This is a genomic window from Pseudoduganella sp. HUAS MS19, from assembly GCF_053615455.1.
In genome coordinates this window covers 5,548,773-5,568,408 of record NZ_CM132133.1, presented here as the reverse complement: position 1 = coordinate 5,568,408, position 19,636 = coordinate 5,548,773, and the positions used below count along the sequence as shown (strand labels likewise).

Annotated in this window: 13 protein-coding genes; 7 read left to right on the top strand and 6 right to left on the bottom strand. The window is 64.0% G+C overall.

The annotated features are described in order from the left end of the window. Nucleotides 1–21 precede the first annotated feature (21 nt). The 4 genes from ACWBU6_RS25475 to ACWBU6_RS25460 form a co-directional block, all read right to left on the bottom strand. The gene (locus ACWBU6_RS25475; protein ID WP_452646122.1) at nt 22–2,970 is read right to left on the bottom strand and encodes a TonB-dependent receptor; all 2,949 of its coding nucleotides are present in this window, start codon (nt 2,968–2,970) and stop codon (nt 22–24) included. Nucleotides 2,971–3,097: 127 nt separating this feature from the next. Beyond that, nucleotides 3,098–4,942: a glycoside hydrolase family 28 protein gene (locus ACWBU6_RS25470; protein ID WP_452649619.1), complete on the bottom strand. Its 1,845-nt coding sequence runs from the start codon at nt 4,940–4,942 to the stop codon at nt 3,098–3,100. Between the two features lie 41 nt (nt 4,943–4,983). Further along, nucleotides 4,984–6,195: a DUF4861 family protein gene (locus tag ACWBU6_RS25465; RefSeq protein WP_452646121.1), complete on the bottom strand. Its 1,212-nt coding sequence runs from the start codon at nt 6,193–6,195 to the stop codon at nt 4,984–4,986. 9 nt (nt 6,196–6,204) lie between these two features. After that, a complete protein-coding gene (locus ACWBU6_RS25460) occupies nt 6,205–7,608 on the bottom strand; it encodes a glycoside hydrolase family 88/105 protein (protein ID WP_452646120.1) in 1,404 nt (467 codons plus the stop codon). A gap of 163 nt (nt 7,609–7,771) precedes the next feature. On the opposite strand from ACWBU6_RS25460, the gene garD reads away from it, so the two are divergent. The 4 genes from garD to ACWBU6_RS25440 are packed head-to-tail and all read left to right on the top strand — an operon-like array spanning nt 7,772 to nt 13,581. Further along, nucleotides 7,772–9,328, top strand: coding sequence for a galactarate dehydratase (gene garD, locus ACWBU6_RS25455; protein ID WP_452646119.1), 1,557 nt, complete (start codon nt 7,772–7,774; stop codon nt 9,326–9,328). Between the two features lie 16 nt (nt 9,329–9,344). After that, complete coding sequence (locus tag ACWBU6_RS25450) at nt 9,345–10,154, top strand: NAD-dependent epimerase/dehydratase family protein (RefSeq protein ID WP_452646118.1); 810 nt, start codon at nt 9,345–9,347, stop codon at nt 10,152–10,154. After that, nucleotides 10,151–11,056, top strand: coding sequence for an aldose 1-epimerase (locus ACWBU6_RS25445; protein ID WP_452646117.1), 906 nt, complete (start codon nt 10,151–10,153; stop codon nt 11,054–11,056). Before ACWBU6_RS25450 ends, ACWBU6_RS25445 begins: the two co-directional genes overlap by 4 nt. Continuing rightward, the gene (locus ACWBU6_RS25440; RefSeq protein ID WP_452646116.1) at nt 11,053–13,581 is read left to right on the top strand and encodes a family 43 glycosylhydrolase; all 2,529 of its coding nucleotides are present in this window, start codon (nt 11,053–11,055) and stop codon (nt 13,579–13,581) included. The genes ACWBU6_RS25445 and ACWBU6_RS25440 overlap by 4 nt, the downstream gene beginning before the upstream one ends. Here the strand turns inward: ACWBU6_RS25440 and ACWBU6_RS25435 are convergent. Further along, nucleotides 13,578–15,347, bottom strand: coding sequence for a pectate lyase family protein (locus ACWBU6_RS25435; protein ID WP_452646115.1), 1,770 nt, complete (start codon nt 15,345–15,347; stop codon nt 13,578–13,580). The two genes, ACWBU6_RS25440 and ACWBU6_RS25435, sit on opposite strands and share 4 nt — an antisense overlap. Before the next feature lie 72 nt (nt 15,348–15,419). Next, complete coding sequence (locus ACWBU6_RS25430) at nt 15,420–16,121, bottom strand: FadR/GntR family transcriptional regulator (protein WP_452646114.1); 702 nt, start codon at nt 16,119–16,121, stop codon at nt 15,420–15,422. Nucleotides 16,122–16,263: 142 nt separating this feature from the next. On the opposite strand from ACWBU6_RS25430, the gene ACWBU6_RS25425 reads away from it, so the two are divergent. The 3 genes from ACWBU6_RS25425 (at nt 16,264) to ACWBU6_RS25415 (ending at nt 19,605) form a co-directional block, all read left to right on the top strand. Then, nucleotides 16,264–16,995 carry a FadR/GntR family transcriptional regulator gene (locus ACWBU6_RS25425; RefSeq protein WP_452646113.1) on the top strand — a complete coding sequence of 244 codons (732 nt, stop codon included), beginning with the start codon at nt 16,264–16,266 and terminating at the stop codon, nt 16,993–16,995. A 112-nt stretch (nt 16,996–17,107) separates the two neighbouring features. Then, the gene (gene kdgD / locus ACWBU6_RS25420) at nt 17,108–18,025 is read left to right on the top strand and encodes a 5-dehydro-4-deoxyglucarate dehydratase (RefSeq protein ID WP_452646112.1); all 918 of its coding nucleotides are present in this window, start codon (nt 17,108–17,110) and stop codon (nt 18,023–18,025) included. Continuing rightward, complete coding sequence (locus ACWBU6_RS25415; protein WP_452646111.1) at nt 18,025–19,605, top strand: aldehyde dehydrogenase (NADP(+)); 1,581 nt, start codon at nt 18,025–18,027, stop codon at nt 19,603–19,605. The genes kdgD and ACWBU6_RS25415 overlap by 1 nt, the downstream gene beginning before the upstream one ends. Nucleotides 19,606–19,636 lie beyond the last annotated feature (31 nt).

Here is a 19,636-nt window from a genome sequence, read left to right as displayed (position 1 = left end):
GAGAGACGCCTTTGAAACACCTTAGAACTTGTAGCGCAGGCCGGCCAGGAATTCGCGGCCGGTCACGTTGTTCACCACGACGCTGTTGCGTGCGCGGCTTACGAACTGGTCGTTTTCTTCGTTGCTCAGGTTCACGCCTTCCAGCGTGAGTTCCAGCTTGTCGTTGACTTTGTACGACAGGGAGAGATCCACGTTCAGCGACTTGTTCTTGCCTTCGACGTCGTTGTTGTTCTGGCCCGGCACGCGGGTCACGAAGGACGATCGGGACGACGCCGAGACGCGGGCACTAAGCTTGCCGTTGTCGTAGTACAGCGTTGCGTTCCAGGAGCGCGGCGACAGGTTCAGCAAGTCGTCGGTGATGCGGGTGTCGCTGGTTGGCGAAACGACGTACTCGATCTTCGACTTCACGTAGGTGTAGTTCAGCAGTGCGCCGAAGTCCTTGCCCCATGCATGCAGGAAGGTGAACGGCTGCTGGTAATTCAGCTCGAAGCCTTTCAGCTTGCCGCCATCGGTGTTGATCGGCGCCGTCACCTGGAACACTTCTTCTCCCGTGAAATTGGAGGGCAGCAGCGACAGGGGCAGGCCGGTATCCTTGAACGCCACATTGGTGCGCAGCGACTGGATGTAGGTCTCGATGTTCTTCTGGAACAGGCCCAGGCCGAGGAAGGCGTTCTTGCCGAAGTAATATTCGAAGCTGGTGTCGAAGGTCTTGGCGCGGAACGGCTTCAGGTTGGGATTGCCCGTGTTGACCGACAGCGTACCGGTGGTGGCGATGGTGCCGCCCGGCGAAAGCAGGCCCAGTGGCGGGCGGGTCATCACTTTGGCGGCGCCGATGCGGGCGACGAAGTCCTGCGTCAGGTTGGCCGCCAGGTTGAACGATGGCAGCGTGTCGGAGTAGCTGTTCTCCACCGTGACCGCGGTACCGCCACCGGTGGCCAGGTAGCCGGTGGCGCTCAAGTCGGTTTTCACATAACGGGCGCCGAAGTTGCCGCGCAGTGGAATGCTGCCCAGTTCCGTCTTGAATTCGCCCATCAGGTAAAAGCCCTTGTCGTCCTCGCCGACGGCGCGGTTGTTGCCGCGTGCATTGCCGTTGGTGGTGGAGGAAAGCGTGAAGTCGCCGGGCCCGCCGGCAGGACCACTCTTGATGCAGTTGCAGTAAATGTCGTAGGCCTTGGCGATGGCGTTCAAGTCCGGGATCAGCCAGGTCGTATAGGTGCCAGCCGGCAGGTTCTGGCCTTTGCCAAAACCGCTTAAAGTGGCGGCCAGGTTGCCGGAGCCGGAAGGGGGAGCGAAGATCGTGTCGTTCTGGTTGACGCGGCGCGACTCATAGGAATCGAAGTCGTATTTCTTGCGATTCAGGCCGCCCTTCAGCGTCACTGCATCCGACGCTTCCCAGGACAGGTCCACGGTTGCAGTATCGTTGCGGTTAGTCGCTCCTTGCGGGCGGATGCGGATTTCGCTGGTAGTGGTATTGGGCAGCGTGGTCGGCTGGGTGCCGCTGGCCACCTGCGGCACGCCGACGATGCCCATGCTGCCGCTGGCCGCAGGGTCGAATGGCAGCGAAATGATCGGGTGACGGTCGTCCTGACGGAAGTCGATGGTATAGCCGTTCACGTTCAGCGCATCGAGCGTGGTGGTGGTCTGCACCGGGTTACGGAACTTCGATGTGGCGCGCCCAACACGGGCCTGCAGTTGCAGGGTATCGGTCAGGCGCTGCTCGAGGGTCAGCGTCGGTTGCGTGAACGTGGTGGACAGTTCGTCGAAGCGCGATTCGGCGCGCATGTCGACGCCGTTGAATCTACCGTACAGCAGGTTGCCGTTCGGCGCGTACTGCGCCTCCACGACCGAGGTTTGCGGCTTGCCGCCCTGGCTGGCGGAACGGCTGAACGAAATCGCTTCCAGGAAGTCTTCCTGGCGGGTCGCGTCGAGCTTCGCATACAGCATGTCGAAGGTGACCAGCGAGCCTTGCATCGGGCGCCACTGCACGGAACCGGTCAAGCCGACGCGGTCCTGGTCGTGGGTCAGGCGGCCATAGCGCGGCAGACGCGGGTGGAAGTTGTTGGCGTTACTGGCCAGGTTGTAGGCGTCGGTCGCCGCTTGCGATGCGGGCAGGCGTGCCACGCCTTGCGCTGCCGGCCCGCAGGTGGCGGCGGTGGAATTGGCCGGGTTGGCAGCCACGCCTTGCGGTGCGCACCAGCCGCCGCTGGACGGACCGTTATCCCAGCGCACGCTGGAGAAGCCTTCTTCCAGCAACTGGCGCTTGGAGAATGCGCCGGACAGCAGCACGCCCACCTTGCGGTCGGCGAAGGTGTCTGACAGCAGGAAGGCCACGCGCGGGTCGGTCTTCCTCGACAGGTCGTTGTACTTGCCTTTGGCCGTGATGGTGGCGTTGAAGCCCTTCAGGTCGAAGGGACGCATGGTTTGCAGGTCGACGGTGGCACCCAGCGAGCCTTCATCCACGTCGGCCGACGAGCTCTTGCGCACGGTCAGCGACGAGAACAGTTCGGACGCAAACACGTTGAAGTCGAAGCCGCGCGAGCGGTTGGTGCCGCCGGAACTGTCGGTGCCGCCGGTGGTGGCCAGCGCTTCCAGGCCGTTGATGCGCACCCGGGTGAAGTCCTGGCCCAGCCCGCGCACGGTGATGCTGCGGCCCTCGCCTGCATCGCGGTCGATTACCACGCCCGGCACGCGCTGCAGCGATTCGGCCAGGTTGGTGTCGGGGAATTTGCCCATGTCTTCCGCCTTGATGACATCGACGATGCCGTTGTCCTCGCGTTTCTTGTTCAGCGCAGATTCCAGTGCGGCGCGCAAGCCGGTCACCACCACCTTCATTTCCGGTTCCGCTGCCGGTGCAGCAGGCGCGGTAGCCTGTGCGTGGGCCAGGCCCATGGCCAGTGCAGTGACTGAGTAAGTGCCGACGAGACGCAGCGCGCACTTGCGCAAGGCCTCGGATTGATCCGTAAACTTCATGCCATCTCCTGTTCTATTATCTCCGCCGGCTCTTGTAATTGGTCAGGCCGGTTTCGCTATTCTATGCTAATGTTTTTGCAATGTGGTCAGTCCAAATATAATTATTTTCAAAATTGGCCTGTCCAGATCAGCTGTCGGTGGAGACTTCCCCGCTATAGCGCCTGTCGCCTATGGTGACGTTGTCAAGCATGAGCCCGCGGACGTTGTGCAGAAACCACGGTTGTTCGGCATTGCGGGGCGTTCCGAAGTCGCAGTCGCGGATGCGCACGCGCGTGATTGGCGGGATCGCCACGCCGGCAGTGCCGTTGTAGCTGCTGGCGACGGGGCCGAGCAGCACCATGGCCTGGTAACAGGAGGCGGTTCCGGTTGGCGTGGCGACGTTGCCGACTTTGAGGCCGGAGATTTCGATGTCCGATACTTGAGGCGGGCGAGTGCGCACCGAGTCGTCGGCCGGAGCGTAGTCGCAATCGATGGTGATGACGGCTCCGGCGCTGGAGGCAATCTGGCCGGACGGCCTGGCGGTGCCGGGCAGCGGCTGGTAGTAGCCGGGACTGGTCTGCACGCCGTTTGGCAGCGTGCAGTGACGGACGTAGAGGTGGCGCAGGAAGCCGCCACGGTTCATATTGGTCTTCAGGCGGATGGCGGTGTTGAGCGCGTCGCTGGCCCAGTGCAGGTTCTTGAATTCGATCTGCTCGGCGTAAATGTGTTCAATGCCGCCGGCCATTTCGCTGCCCAGCGTGACGCCGCCATGGCCGCTGTTCATCACGCAGTTGCGGATCAGGATATTGCGGGTGGGGCCATAGTGGGTGTCTTTGTTCTTACCGGCCTTGATGGCGATGCAGTCGTCGCCGTTGTTGAAGGTGCAGCCTTCGACCAGCACGCCGTCGCAGGCTTCGGGATCGAAGCCATCGCTGTTCGGACCAAGGCTTTCCATGTTCACGTCCTTGAAGTGGACGTTGCGGCAGGCGACCGGATGGTGCAGCCAGAACGGCGCGCCGACGATCTGGTAGCCCTGGAGCAGCACGTTTTCGCATTCGATCAGTTCGACCATGCAGGGGCGCAGGAAGTGGCCGTGGCCGAATATGCGTTCGTCGGGGGCAATGCCAGCCTCGGACAGCGCGGGCAGGTAGCGCGAGTCGGTTTGCCAGCGGTTGCCTTGGCCTTCGATCAGGGCGCGTTCTTCTGCGGCGAGGTCCGGTGCGCGCCGGGCAAGTGGTGCGTTTTTCGGATTCGGCGCGATTTCAGTGCGTGCGCGTGCTGGCTTGCCGCGGCCTTTCCAGTCCCACCAGCATTCGCCCGGCTTGTTTTCGAAGGGGACGCCGCCCTGGCCGTCCAGAACGGAGGTCCAGTCTTCACCGGTAAGCGCGATGTTCTTCTGGCCGCGGGCGTAGACCAATGGCGAGAAGTTCAGGCAGTCGTTGCCCTGCCAGCGGCTGCGAACCAGCTTGCCATTCGTTCCGCAGTCCATGTCGCCGTATTTTGCATAGTCGTCCGGGTTGGCGCTGAACATCAGGCGCGCGCCTTTTGCCAGGTGCACGTGGACCCCCGAGCGCAGTACCAGCGGGCCTTTGATGTACCACACGCCCTCGGGAATGACTACGCGCCCGCCGCCGGCTGTGTGTGCGGCGGCAATGGCGGCGGTGATGGCGGGATAGCAGTCATGGCTGCCTTTGGCCGGCGTTTGCAGCTTGCCCGATACCTGCGATGCCACCTGGCCTTGCACGTCGACCAGCTTGCAGGGCCTTGCCCCATACTTCGTCACCGGGAAGTCTTGCTGGCGGAAGAAAAGTGGAGCGGCAAAGCGCGCGGCGATCTCGCGCGCGCGCAGCCATGGGTCGCCGCCAACCGCCGCTGCGACGCGGGCCAGGGCAGGCTGCGATGCGATCAGGGCGCCGCCGGCAACCGCTGCGCGGAGCAAGGCGCGGCGCTTAGGTACTGTCGGGCTCGTGTCACTTTTGGGGTGTGACCCCATGGTGTGACACGGGCTCTGCCGGAGGGTGTCGCGTGGGGTGCTCATTTGCTGGCCGCCTGGGTGCTGCGCACGGGATTGGCGGCGCGCTCGGCTGCGTGGGCGATGTAGGCTTCCCATTGCTCGCCGGTAGTGATGTCGCCGGCGCGGCTCCAGGCGCCTCCGGCGTAGTAGCGCAATGGCTTGCCGGCCGTCGTCGGAGCGAGGATCAGCTCGTTCAAGGCGTCGCTTGCGAAGCCTTGTGCGGCCGGTAAGATGACGGCCGTGCCGAAGGCGCCGTTGCTGGCTTGTTCGATCCATTGCAGCAGTACCTTGCCTTCGCGCCTGGTGACGATCTGCGGATTCTGGCCTTTGTCGCTTGGCGTCTTGTTCAGGCCCACGGCGATGGTCAGCGGTTTGTCGCCTGCATACGTGAACGTGGATTCGATCATGTCCAGTTGCTGGCCGGCGTCGACGGTGAAGCGCTTGGTTTCAGTCACCGGCAGGCCGGCTGCGTCCCAGGCGGCGTATGACAGCTCGAATATCGATCGTACCGGGCCATTGGCCAGCACTTTCCAGGTGGCGTAGTTGGTGGAGACATACAGCTTGCCGCCGTCCCACACGCCAGTACCGCCGGCGCCGCGCGAGCGGCCGACGTTGTACATGTCCATGCCTTCGCCTTCGTCATGGTGGTAGTGGTCGTGTCCTTTGTTGTACCAGCGGTCGACAATCGGGTAGGGCACGCGCTTGAACCACAGGTCCAGGCCGGACGTTACCAGCACTTCTTTCACGACGCCTGCCGGGGCTGGAGCGGCAAGGGCGGGGCCGTAAGTGCGGTGCGCAATCTTGTCGTTCTCCCAGCCGAAGTCGTCCAGGCGTTCGGGAACGTAGCGGGCGAAGGTCTGCGCTGCGAAGACCGGTGCAACGCTGTCGATCTTTTCTACTGTGTAGCTGGCGGACTTTTCGCCGGCCTTGAAACTATGCTGGAAAATCAGTTCGCCGTAGGCGATGCCGACGTTTTGCGGGTCTTTGGCCTGCGGCGCGACATTGGTGACCTGGTGCGGCACCACGCGGCCGGAGGCATCGCGTACGGCGATTTTCTGAACCAGCGCATGCGGCAGGGCCTTGTTCACTTCCGGCCAGGGTATGGCCACGGTTTCCGACGGGCGCGCGATGTCGAGGTCGTGCTGCAGCGTGATGGTCAGGCGCTCCGCTGCGCCGGCGGCAATCGCCGGCAGGGCGGTGGCCAGTACGGCAAGGATGCGGGTGGTCTTCATGGCTGTTCCTTAGTGGTGTTCGCGATAGTCGGTCTCGCCGCCTTTCGGCAGGTAGTGATAGGTGCGCACGCGGTGCTGGATGTCGAACCTTGGATTGGTGACCAGCTTGATCATCTCGGCGCCGGCCAACAGCATTGGGCCGTAGCCATGCAAGGCGTGCTTGCTGGTCGGGCGGTTGTAGTAGTACACCTGGTCGCCGGCAAGCGTGGTGCCGACGCAGGTGCCTTCCACTTCGCCTTTATCCGTAACCCTGGTCTGCAGGCCCGCCCAGCCGGCCTGCGCGATGCTGCCGTATGGCGCCGGTGAGATCCAGCCCTGGTTGACGGCGTGCGCGATCACGTAGGTGAAGATGGCGGAGGCGGACGTCTCGAGATAGGAGTCGCTACGGTCGATCATCTGGTGCCACAGGCCCGTGCCGGACTGGCGCTGCGCAATGCCCTTCAGCGCCAGGCGCAGTTGCGCCAGCACTTTCGGATAGCCCGCATGGTCTTTCGGCAGCACGTCGAGCAGGTCGGACATGGCCAGTACCGCCCAGCCATTGGCGCGAGACCAGTAGAAGTTCGGCGCGTCCTGCATGCCGGCGTGCCAGCCATGGGTGTACAGGTTGACCTGCGGGTTGAACAGATAGCCCGACATGTTGAGCACATTGTTCACCGCATCGTCGTAGTAGGCGCGCTTGCCGCTCATGCGGCCCATTTCGGCCAGCGCCGGCACCCCCATGTACAAATCGTCGCCCCACAGCGATTCGGCCTGCGGGCGCTTGCGGGCCAGGGTGCCGTCCTTCAGTCGAAACTGCTTGTTGGCGACCCAGTCGCTGCAGGTGGCGATCATGTCGGACAGGTCGGGGCCGACCCTGGCGGCGCGGGCGCGCATCAGGGCGGCGCACATCGAGCCCGAGTCGTCGAGGGAGCGCGGGTCGAGGAAGCGCGAGAAGCTGTTCGCGCGCTCCAGCTTGAACCGTTGTTCCTGCGCGGCGAAATACGGCCTGGTCGTTTTGAAGAAGTTGAAGTGGCGTTCGCTCATGGCGAGGAAGCTGCGGTCGCCGGTCGCTTCGGCCGCGCGCAGCAGGCCGGAATGCACGACGCCCATCTCGTACACCTGGATGCCGAAGTCGCCGTTGCTCGGTTCGAAAATCGCATCGGCCACCGGGTTCTTCAGGTCGGTGACCGGTTCGCCGCTCTTCTTGCTGATGATGCGGGTCGGGGTCACGCTGTCCATATAGCTGCGCACCTTGTGCAGCGTGGCGGTGATCTCCGCCACGCTTGGCATCTTGTACGGCACCGGGTAGCTGCCTTCGCCGGCATCGTTGGGATTGTTGTTGTCGGGATTGCGGTACGGGCCTTCCGCGTGGGCCGGGCTGAATGCGAACAGGCATGCCAGGGCGGCTGCCAGCAGGGACGATGTCGGCTTCATGGGTCTCCGGTGCGACGTTTTAAGTGTGGTGAAAGTGCGTCATCTGGTCAGGCCATTCTAATTTGGTCAGGCCAAATATGCAAGGTGGACTAGCCAATCGGGATTTTTGTGTGGCATACTGAAAACGAAGGCAAGGAACAATGCAGGTACCCAAAGGATTTCTATGACAATTGCACGCTACATCAAGATGCACGAGGCAGACAACGTCGCCATCGTGGTCAATGACGGCGGCTTGCCGGCCGGGTCGGTATTCCCGGACGGCCTGACGCTGGCCGAGGGCGTGCCACAAGGGCATAAGGTCGCGCTGGTCGACCTGGCCGAAGGCGATCCCGTAACGCGCTATAACGTGACCATCGGTTATGCCGACCAGGCGATTGCGCGCGGCTCCTGGGTGTCGGAGAAGCTGCTGCGCATGCCGGGCGCCCGTTCGCTGGACGGCCTGCCGGTCGGCACCCGCAAACCGGCGCCGCTGCCGCCGCTGGAAGGCTTTACCTTCCAGGGCTACCGCAATGCGGATGGCTCGGTCGGCACACGCAATATCCTGGCGCTGACCACTACCGTTCAATGCGTTTCGGGTGTGGTCGACCACGCGGTCAAGCGCATCAAGGCAGAACTGCTGCCGCGCTACCCGAACGTCGATGACGTGGTGGGGCTGGAGCATATCTACGGCTGCGGCGTGGCGATCGATGCGCCGGGCGCCGATGTGCCGATCCGCACGCTGCGCAATATCAGCAAGAACCCGAACTTCGGCAACCAGGTGATGGTGGTTAGCCTCGGCTGCGAAAAATTGCCGCCAACGCGCCTGTTCCCGGCCGGGAGCATCCCGATCGCATCGGCCAACCTCAATTCGGCGCCCGGTGAGCCGGATGTGGTATGCCTGCAGGATGGCGCACACGTCGGCTTCAGTTCGATGATCGATTCGATCATGCGCACGGCGGAGCATCACCTGAAGGTGCTAAATGGGCGCCAGCGCGAAACGGTGCCTGCTTCCGAGCTGGTGGTGGGTGTGCAATGCGGGGGCAGCGATGCATTCTCGGGCGTGACGGCCAACCCGGCTGTGGGCTTTGCCACCGACCTGCTGGTGCGTGCTGGCGCCACCGTGATGTTCTCGGAAGTGACGGAGGTGCGCGACGGCATCGACCAGCTTACCTCACGCGCCGAAACGCCGGAGGTGGCAGCGGCAATGATCCGCGAGATGCAGTGGTATGACGATTACCTGAAACGCGGCGGCGTTGACCGCAGCGCCAACACGACGCCGGGCAACAAGCAGGGCGGCCTGTCGAATATCGTGGAAAAAGCCATGGGCTCGATCGTGAAATCCGGATCGGGCGCCATTCACGGCGTGCTGTCTCCCGGCGATAAGCTGACGCAAAAAGGCCTGATCTATGCGGCAACGCCGGCCAGCGATTTCATCTGCGCTACGCTGCAGATGGCGGCGGGCATGAACATCCACGTTTTCACTACGGGCCGCGGCACGCCTTACGGCCTGGCGGCGGTGCCTGTCATCAAGGTCGCGACGCGCAATGACCTGGCGCAGCGCTGGCACGACCTGATGGACGTCAACGCGGGACGCATCGCCAGCGGCGAGGCCAGCATCGAGGATGTCGGCTGGGAGCTGTTCCGCCTGATGCTGGAGGTGGCGAGCGGCAAGGAAACCTGGGCGGAACACTGGAAGATCCATAATTCACTGGCGCTGTTCAATCCAGCGCCGGTTACCTGATGACGGAGAAAGAAACATGGCGGCAAAACCATTCAAGCGCATCCTCATGACCGGCGCCGCCGGCGGCCTGGGCAAAGTGCTGCGTGACCGCATCAAGCCGTGGGCGGAAGTAGTGCGCCTGAGCGATATCGCCGATATGGGCGAGGCGCGGCCCGGCGAGGAGCTGATGCAGTGCGACCTGTCCGACAAGGCGGCGGTGATGAAGCTGATGGAGGGCGTGGATGCGGTGCTGCACTTCGGCGGCATCTCGACCGAGGCTCCCTTCGAGGCGATCATGCAGGCCAATATCCTCGGCGTGGCCAACCTCTACGAGGCGGCCTACAAGCACGGCGTGAAGCGGCTGATGTTTGCCAGCTCGAATCATGCGATCGGCTACTACAAAACCACGGATATGCTCGATGCGAACATGCCGACCCGGCCGGACAGCATGTACGGCATCTCGAAGGTGTTCGGCGAGCAGATGTCGCGCTACTACTACGACCGCTTTGGCATCGAGACGGTTTGCATCCGCATTGGCTCGAGCTTCCCTCAGCCTGCCAACAAGCGCATGATGTCGACCTATTTGTCGTATGACGATTTGACGGAGCTGTTGCGCTGCTCGCTGTTTGCGCCGCGCGTGGGACACACCATCGTATTTGGCATGTCGGACAATGATTCGGTGTGGTGGGATAACCGTCAAGCCGCGCACCTGGGCTATCGGCCGAAGGATTCATCCGCCAAGTTCGCGCACCTGTTTCCGGATACGTCCGAGTTCCCGGAGAAGGACGATGTCACCACCATCTACCAGGGCGGCAAGTTCCTGCTCGACGGTCCGATGTTCAAATGATCGAGCTGCGCGGCGGCTGCCTGCGGGCAGTGGTGCTGCCAGATGCCGGCGGCGGCCTGGCGCGGCTTGACTGGCTGGGCGGCCCTGGCCGCGCCGATGCCGGCGCCAACGCTGCTGTCCCGGTGCTGCGTCCCGTTCCCGACGGCGTGGCGCAGCCGCTGCCCGGCCAGTTGGCCTGCTTTCCTCTTGTCCCCTGGTCCAACCGGATCGCCCCGGACGGCTTCGATTTCGAAGGCCGTCGCGTCATTCCTGCGCCAACCCGTGAAGGCGAGCCATGCCCGATCCACGGCGACGGCTGGCGCATGCCATGGCACGTCGAGGCACGGGACGAAGGCAGCGTGGTGCTCTCGCTATTCCGCCGAGACGGCTCGCCATTTGCGTTCACCGCCCACATGGCTTACACGCTGTCGGACAACGCTTTGCGTGTGACGCTCAAAGTTGCCAACAACGGCAGCTATCCTCTGCCGTTCGGCCTGGGCTTGCATCCATGGATGCCTTACCCGGAAGATGCACGCCTTCGGGCCGTGGCGGACGGGGTGTGGCTGTCCGGCGCCGACAAGCTGCCCGCCGCGCGCGCTGCTCTGCCCCGGGAATGGGATTTCGGCGGCGCGGTGCCCAAGCCCTTGCCGCACGAGGGTGTCGACAATGCCTTCACCGGATGGAACGGCAGGGCGCAAATCGATTGGCCGTCGCGCCGCCTGCGCCTGAGCATTCAGGCGGACATGGGCTATTACGTTCTTTACGTCCCCCCGGGCAAAGACTTTTTCTGCTTTGAGCCGGTCGACCATCCGGTCAACGCGCACAACCTGCCGGGTGGTGCGGCCGCAAATGGGTTGAGCGTGCTGGTGCCGGGGCAGTCGTTACGCCGCACCGTCCGCTTTGCGGTTGGGGAGATTGCATGAGAAGGACGAAATTCGTGCTGGGTGCAGGATGGCTTGCCGTGGGCGCGAGCCCCCTGGCAGCTTACGAACTGCCGTACAACGCCGAAACAGCTTTCGCCAGGCTGGTCGGCCAGTATCCGTATATCGCCATTGCCAGTGCGGAGGCGCCAGCGCCAGTGCGCTTGCTGCGAGACCTTACGTTCGCCCGGCGCGGCGAGCGTGCATTGAAGCTTGACCTTTACTTGCCAGGGCCGGACGGCGCAGACCGCGAGCGCTCTTTGCCGCTGGTCGTCCTGGTCCACGGTGGGGGATGGCGCAGCGGCACGCGCCAGAATATGGCGCCGTTGGCAGCGCGTCTTGCGGCGAGGGGCTTTGCGGCGGCTACGATCGACTATCGCCTCTCCGGAGAAGCGCAATATCCAGCGGCGGTCCACGACGTCAGGGAAGCATTACGCTGGCTGCGCGCCAAGGCGCCGCAGTACGGCGTTGACCACAAGCGTTTCGCGGTCGCGGGCGCATCGGCCGGCGGCCAGATTGCGGCGCTGGTCGGCATGGAGAACGGCCGTGACCCCTCCGATGCCGTACAGGCGGTCATCAACATCGATGGCCTGTCCGATTTCACGTCGGAAGAGGCGCGCAGGTACGAGGACGATCCGGCCAAGAATCCGTCAGCGGCCGGCGCCTGGCTGGGAGGCCGGTACGCGGAACAGGAAGCCCGGTGGCGCGATGCTTCGCCCCTGACGCACGCTAGCGCCGGTAGCGCGCCGATATTGTTCATCACTAGCGGGCAGCCGCGCTTCAGCGTTGGGCGGGAGGCGTTGGTGGAACGGCTGGGCCGATACAAAATACCGGCCGAGCACGTTCATCTGCCCGGCACGCCGCATTCTTTCTGGCTGTTCGATCCGTGGCTGGCGCCGACCGCCGATGCCATGCAGGCTTTCCTGGAACGCACGCTGGGAGCGCCGCAATCGCTGCGTGCGCCGTGGTCGCCTGACCTGGGCGATGGCCGCTACCGCAATCCGGTCCTGCATGCCGACTATTCTGATCCGGACGCGATCCGTGTCGGCAAACGCTACTACATGACTGCTTCGAGCTTCACCAACGTGCCCGGCCTGCCGCTGCTGGAGTCCGGCGATATGGTGAACTGGCGGCTGGTCGGCCATGCATTGCCACGGCTGGAGCCGGAGGAGGCGTTCCGCACGCCGCAGCACGGCAAAGGCGTATGGGCGCCGTGCCTGCGTTACCATGACGGCAAATTCTGGATCTTCTATCCAGACCCTGATTCGGGCATTTACGTCATCACGGCGAAGGCCTTTGCGGGGCCCTGGAGTAAGCCCCGGTTGCTTATGGCCGGCAAAGGCCTGATCGATCCAACGCCGCTGTGGGACGACGACGGCAGGGCGTGGCTGCTGCACGGATGGGCGAAGTCGCGTGCTGGCTTCAACAATGTCCTGAGTTTGCGGCCGATGGCGCCGGATGGCAGCCGCATGCTGGACGATGTGAGCCGCGTGGTCATCGACGGCAATACGCTGCCGGGCTACAAGACGCTGGAAGGCCCAAAGCTCCATAAACATAATGGCTGGTATTACGTATTCGCGCCTGCTGGCGGTGTTGAGACGGGATGGCAATCGGTGTTCCGTTCGCGGAATATCGACGGTCCGTACGAAGCGCGCATCGTGATGGAGCAGGGCGCCACTGCGACCAACGGACCGCACCAAGGCGCCTGGGTGCGCGCGGAGAATGGAAGCGACTGGTTCTACCATTTCCAGGACAAGCGAGCGTTCGGACGCGTGGTGCATCTGCAGCCGATGCGCTGGCTGGAAGATGGCTGGCCCATGATCGGCGAGCTCTCCGGCAGGCCGGGCGTGGGCCAGCCGGTGCCTGAATTCACGAAGCCGATAGCTGTGGACGCCGCGGCGCCCGCCCAGGCACCGGTCTGGCCGGCCATCGGCGACGAGTTCCTTGCGCCGCGGCTCGGGCCGCAGTGGCAATGGGTTGCCAATCCTGCACCGGAATGGTATTCGTTGACCGGCCGCGCCGGTTTCCTGCGCCTGTACGCGCAGCCGGTTCAGGATGGCGGCGAAGAAGGCGTTGCACCGATGCGTTCCCTGCCCGCCGTACTGACGCAGAAACCGCCGGCACCAGTCTTCTCCGCAGTCGCAAAGCTGGAACTGCATGCGGTCGCCGATGGCGACACCGTTGGCCTGGCCATGTACGGTCAAAGCTACGCCTGGTTGGGCCTGCGTCGCGACAGGGGCGAAACGCAGGTGGTCTACGTGCGTTGCGAGGCAGCCGATGACAAATGCAGGGAGCGTGAAGAAGCATCGTCCCGGTTGCCGTTGAATACATTCGTCCACTTGCGCATGCAGGTTGGTGCGGGCGCTCAAACCGTTTTCTCCTATAGCCCCGACGGCGTGACTTTTACACGGATTGGCACGCCGTTCACCGCCGCCATGGGCCGCTGGGTTGGCGCCCAGGTCGGCCTCTTCGCCACTGGCGCGAGGGGCGCATACGCCGACATCGACTATCTGCGCATCACGCCTTAGCGCGGCGCGGGCCGGAGCTTGCCGAGGTGACCGGCGCCGCTGTTGGCCATGACATTGGGCGGCACGTCGGCAGCGGGAAGTGCGGTGAAGGGGTAGGGGACGGTCCAGCCGACATCGGCTGCAAAGCCGCAATCGGCCAGCGCCTTGCCGTTCAACTGCGAGCCGCGATCCAGCGCGAAGCCTGGCCCTGATTTGCCAGGATTGCGCATCACATCTCCGCAGCCTCGCGCGCCTTCGATATCGTAAGCATTGGCATCGATGATCACGCGCGCCTCCTTGGCGATGCCGACACTGTATTCATGCGCATATTCAGCGTGCTTGCGCGAGCCTTTATGGAAATTGTTGAACAAGTGGACTTGCCCGAACCGCACACGTGGGCTGCGCGCCGTGATGTGTTCGAAAAGGTTGTTCGAGAACGTCACGCGCAGGTGGCCTTCGTCGCCGGTAGCACGGTCGCTGGCGCCGACCAGCGTGTTTTTCTCGTGCAGCGCGAAATGGTTGTACGACACCGTCACAAAGTCGGAAGCGGCCGTGATATCGAGTGCGCCATCGTGGCATTGCTTGAGCATGCCGTTCTCCTTCGGCGATTGGCCGTCGGTGCGTGGCGTATCGCTGAAGCTGTTATGGTCGATCCAGACATGATGCGAACCCGTGACGGTGATACCGTCGTAAAGCGAATTCCAGTTACCGTGCGGGCCATCCTCCGGGTCCCATTTCGGTTCGGGGTCGCAAGGGTTGCTGATCGAGAGATTGCGGATGATGACCTGGCTCACGTCGCCGACCACAATGCTTGCGTTGACAAAGCCTGCGTCTTCGCCCTGGCCGATCAGCGTGGTCTGGGACGGCAGCCGCAGCACGCCCGGCCTGGCGCCGTTGGTCATGTCGAGCGTGCCGCGCACCTGAATGATTCTCGCATCGACAGCAGCGGCAAGCGCGGCTCGCAGTTCGGCGGGCGTGGCAACCGTATACACGGCGGAAGCGGGAGCTGCCGCGCCGCCATGCGTTCCTCCCTCCATGCCGGCCCAACCATCAATCGGCGCATGTTCGCGTGCAGCTTGCTGCGAGGTCGTGGCAGGATCGGTCAGCGGCCCGAGGGCCGGGAACAGCCGCACCAGTTCGCGGGCTGCCATGTCGCCGAAGAAGCGGCCGCCTTTCGAGCCCAGGTGGGTGTAGTCGAAGCCGGCCCCCTTGGGCGGCGCCAGCGTGTCGGCTTGGGCAGGCCCCATCGCCTGCACGGCCGCCAGGGACAAGGCATTCAGGTCCAGGACGGCTACGCTATTGCGCTGGGCGACCTCGCGGGCCGCCGTTGCCCACGGCGCCAGGTCATTCCATACATAGCCGTTGCGAAAGCTGCGGCGGGTGAGGGAAGTTACCAGCACAGGCACGCCGCCGCCTGCCTTGACGTCGGCTATGTAGCGCGCCAGGTTCGCAGGATATTCCTTGACCAGGTCCGTCGAGCGGCCTGGCTTGCCCGGCTGGTCGTTGTGACCGAACTGCATCAGTACATAGGTGTTACCCAAGCCGACGCTGTCGCGCAGGAGCGCCTGCACCTCGCTCCAACGGCCTTCGGCGCGGAAGGAGCCCGAGCTGCGGCCGTTCTTGGCGAGATTGAGGCAGGTCGTGCCGGCGCGCTGGCGTCGGCACAGGTAGTCGCCATATCCGCCGCCGCTGGCGACAGTCGAATCGCCGACCAGGATGATGCGGTCGGCGGCATAGGCAGGCAAGCTGGCGACGAAGGCCAGGGACAAAAGGATGTGGCGCAGCATGAGGCTCCCCTGAAGTTCGCCCCATTTTATTTTGGCCTGACCGCACAATCAAGTGGTCAGGCCAAGTTTCTTTCAGCCGCGCGAGAAGGTCTTGGTAACCCGTTCCAGGTGGGCGCGCATGGCCTGGCGGGCGCCGGCCGCATCGTGCGCTGCGATGGCTGCCACGATGTTGCGATGGTCATCCAGCGTGTTCTGGCGCAGTTCTTCCGTCTGGAAGTGCTCTTTCAGCTTGTGCCACATGGTGCCGCGCTGGTTCCACAGCGTTTCAACCACGCCCACCAGCGCTGTATTGCCGGTTGCGCGCGCGATCGCCAGGTGGAAGTTGCGGTCGGCCTGTTCGTTGGTGGCGCGGTCGGCATGGTGCTGCTCCATTTCCGCTGCCGCACGCAGGATCGCATCGATCGCCGAATCGGTCGCCATCTTCGCTGCAATTGCGGCGACCTCGGATTCGATCAGGCGGCGCGCCGCCAGCACTTCAAAGGGACCCGGGCCTCCTTCTGTCACGTCGGAAGGGGAGGCCCCCTTTTCACTAACGTACACGCCCGAACCGCCACGCACTTCGACAATGCCGGACAACTCCAGGGCAATCAGTGCCTCGCGCAGCGAAGCGCGGCTGACGCTCAGTTTGGCTGCCAGATCGCGCTCGGCTGGCAAACGGGTGCCGGGCTTGATTTTCTCTTCGCGGATCAGGTCCTGGATCTTGGCGGCGACCACGCGGTACAGCCGTTGTTCGGCTGCTGGATTCGGCTCCGTTGCAACGATTTTTTTGTTCATGCGGCCAGGGCCTTCTATAGAGGGAAGATGGTCGCCCGATTTTAATTTGGTCCGGCCAATTTCGCAAGAAAGCAGGCGGTGGGAAGCGCCGAAGATATCTCTGATAAGATGTCTGACATCTTTTTCACATGTATAATGGGGCATGACTATCCTCCCTCGCAAGCGACACACCCTGGCCCAGGGCGTGGTCGAACAGATCAGCAGCAGCATCAACAGCGGCGTGCTGAAACCCGGTGACAAGCTGCCGACCGAATCGGCCATCATGGAGCAGCATGGCGTCAGCCGCACTGTGGTGCGCGAAGCGATCTCGCACCTGCAGGCGGCGGGGCTGGTGCAGACACGCCATGGCATCGGGACCTTCGTGCTGGAGAAGCCGCGCAGCACCGGCGGCCTTGGCATCGACGCCGAGAGCATCGTCACCGTGCGCGACGTGCTGGCCATCCTCGAGCTGCGCATCAGCATGGAAACCGAGACCTCCGGCCTGGCCGCTACCCGCCGCAGCGAAGAGCAAGTGGCTGAACTGGCGCAGGCGCTGGCCGATATGCGACAGGCGATGGAGCAGGGCCGCGCTTCGGTGGAGGCCGACCGCCGCTTTCACCTGGTGATCGCCAAGGCCACCGGCAACCGCTATTTCGTCGACATCCTCGGCCAGCTTGGCCAGGCGATCATTCCGCGCGCGCGCGTCAACACCGCCAACCTTTCCCAGGACCGCCCGGCCGACTATCTCGATCGCGTGCACCGTGAACACGAGGACATCTTCCGCGCCATACAGCGCCAGGACCCGGACGCGGCCCGTGCGGCCATGCGCACCCACCTCTCCAATTCCCGTGAACGCCTGCTGCAAGCCCAGCAGCGTTTCGAGAACGCGGTATAAAAATGGGGTACGTCCCCATTTTTTCGCTTGCGTTCATTTAAGCCAGGTTGTACGATGACTTACAACTGAGCTCGCGCTCGATTCGTGCAAAAACCACATTTAGGAGTCAACGATGTCCCTCTCCCCGCAAGAACTCAAGAAAGTCATGTCGTCCGGCCTGCTGTCCTTCCCGATCACCGACTTTGATGCCGAAGGCAACTTCAATGCCAGGACCTATGCCGAGCGCCTGGACTGGCTGGCTCCTTACGGCGCAAGCGCGCTGTTCGCCGCCGGCGGCACCGGCGAGTTCTTCTCGCTGACCGCTCCCGAGTATTCGCAGGTGATCAAGGTTGCCGTGGAAAGCTGCCGCGGCAAGGTGCCGTTGCTAGCTGGTACCGGTGGCCCGACCCGCCAGGCCATCGCGCTGGCGCAGGAGGCGGAACGCCTTGGCGCCGACGGCTTGCTGCTGCTGCCGCATTACCTGACCGAGGCAAGCCAGGATGGCTTGATCGAACACGTGGCCCAGGTGTGCGAATCGGTCAAGATCGGTGTGATCGTATACAACCGCGCCAACTGCCGCCTGAACGCCAACTCGCTGGCCATTCTGGCCGCACGCTGTCCGAACCTGATCGGCTTCAAGGACGGGGTAGGTGAGATCGAACTGATGGTGCAGATCTACCGTAAGCTGGGCGAGCGCTTCTCCTACCTGGGCGGCCTGCCCACTGCAGAAGTCTATGCCGGCGCTTACAAGGCGCTCGGTACGCCGGTGTACTCGTCGGCCGTGTTCAACTTCGTGCCGAAGCTGGCAATGGACTTCTACCATGCCACCGCCGCCGGCAACACCGCCGAAACGGACCGCATGCTCGACGAATTCTTCCTGCCATACCTTGAGATCCGCAATCGCAAGGCGGGTTATGCCGTGTCGATCGTGAAGGCAGGTGCGCGCCTGGTCGGCCACTCGGGCGGGCCGGTGCGCGCTCCGCTGACCGACCTCACCGCGGAAGAAGACGCCATGCTGCTGGCGCTGATCAAGAAGCAAGGTGCCCAGTAATGCAGGTCACCGGTGAAATGATCATCGGCCAACAACTGGTGCGCGGTGCAGCCGGCACGCAGTTGGCCTTCAACCCGGCGACGCGGCAGAACCTGCAGCCGGCGTTCGGGCAGGCGGAGCTGGCCGACGTGGAGCGTGCCTGTACACTGGCTGAACAGGCTTTCGATGCCTACCGTGCGGCTGAGCCGGAAGCGCGCGCCGCTTTCCTGGAGGCGGTGGCGAACAATATCGATGCGCTGGGTGCGGCCCTGACCGTGCGCGCGATGGCCGAAACCGGCCTGCCGCAAGCCCGCCTCGAAGGTGAGCGCGGCCGCACCGTCAACCAGTTGCGCCTGTTTGCAAAGGTGGTGCGAGACGGCCACTGGCAGCACGCCACGTTGGACTCCGCGCTGCCGCAGCGCATGCCGCCGCGCCCCGACCTGCGCCTGCGCAAGATCGCCATCGGGCCGGTCGCGGTGTTCGGCGCCTCCAACTTTCCGCTGGCGTTTTCCGTCGCGGGCGGCGACACCGCCTCCGCGCTGGCTGCCGGTTGCCCGGTAGTGGTGAAGGCGCACGCCGCCCACCCGGGCACATCGGAACTGGTGGCGCGCGCCGTGCAGAAGGCGGTAGCAGATTGCCGCATGCCGGAGGGTGTGTTCTCCATGATTCACGGCGACGGCCGCGTGGTGGGCCAGGCCCTGGTCGCCAACCCATCGATCAAGGCTGTCGGCTTTACCGGTTCGCGCCAGGGCGGCACAGCGCTCATGCGCACGGCCGCCGCGCGCCATGAGCCGATTCCGGTGTACGCCGAGATGAGCAGCATCAATCCGGTCTTTATGCTGCCAGCCGTTCTGGCGGCAAATGCCGAAGCGCTGGGCGCCGCTTTCGTCGAATCGCTTACCATGGGCGTGGGCCAGTTCTGCACCAACCCAGGCTTGGTGATCGGCGTGGCCGGTCCGGACTTCGACCGCTTCGCTGCTGCCGCAGCCGCAGCACTGCAGCCGAAGGGGGCCGGGACCATGCTGACCGAGGGCATCCACAAGGCTTATGATTCCGGCGTTGGCCGTCTGTCCGATGCCGCCGGTGTCAAGCTGCTGGCCCTTGGGCAGGAAGAGGGTGCCGGCTGCGCTGCGCAAGCTGCACTGTTCCGCGTTGACGCGCAGACTTTCCTTGCCAGCGACGCACTGCAGGAAGAGCTGTTCGGCCCGGCCTCGGTGCTGGTCGCCTGCCGCGATGAAGCCGAAGTGCAGCGACTGGCCGCCAGCCTGGAGGGCCAGCTGACCGCCACCGTGCACTGTACTGCCGACGACCATCCGCTGGCTTTTAGGCTGTTGCCGACGCTGGAGCGCAAGGCTGGCCGCGTGTTGTTCAACGGCTTCCCTACCGGCGTTGAAGTGTGCCATGCAATGGTGCACGGCGGGCCGTTCCCAGCCACCTCGGACACGCGGTCCACCTCCGTCGGCGCCACGGCGATTGAACGCTTCCTGCGTCCGGTAGGCTACCAGAATGTGCCCGCAGCCTTGCTGCCTGCCGCCCTGCAGGACGATAATCCACTGCGCCTGGCACGCCTCGTGGATGGGGAGCTGCGCACGGCAGTTTGATCAAGTAGTACGGCCGGAGGAGACGCCGGCC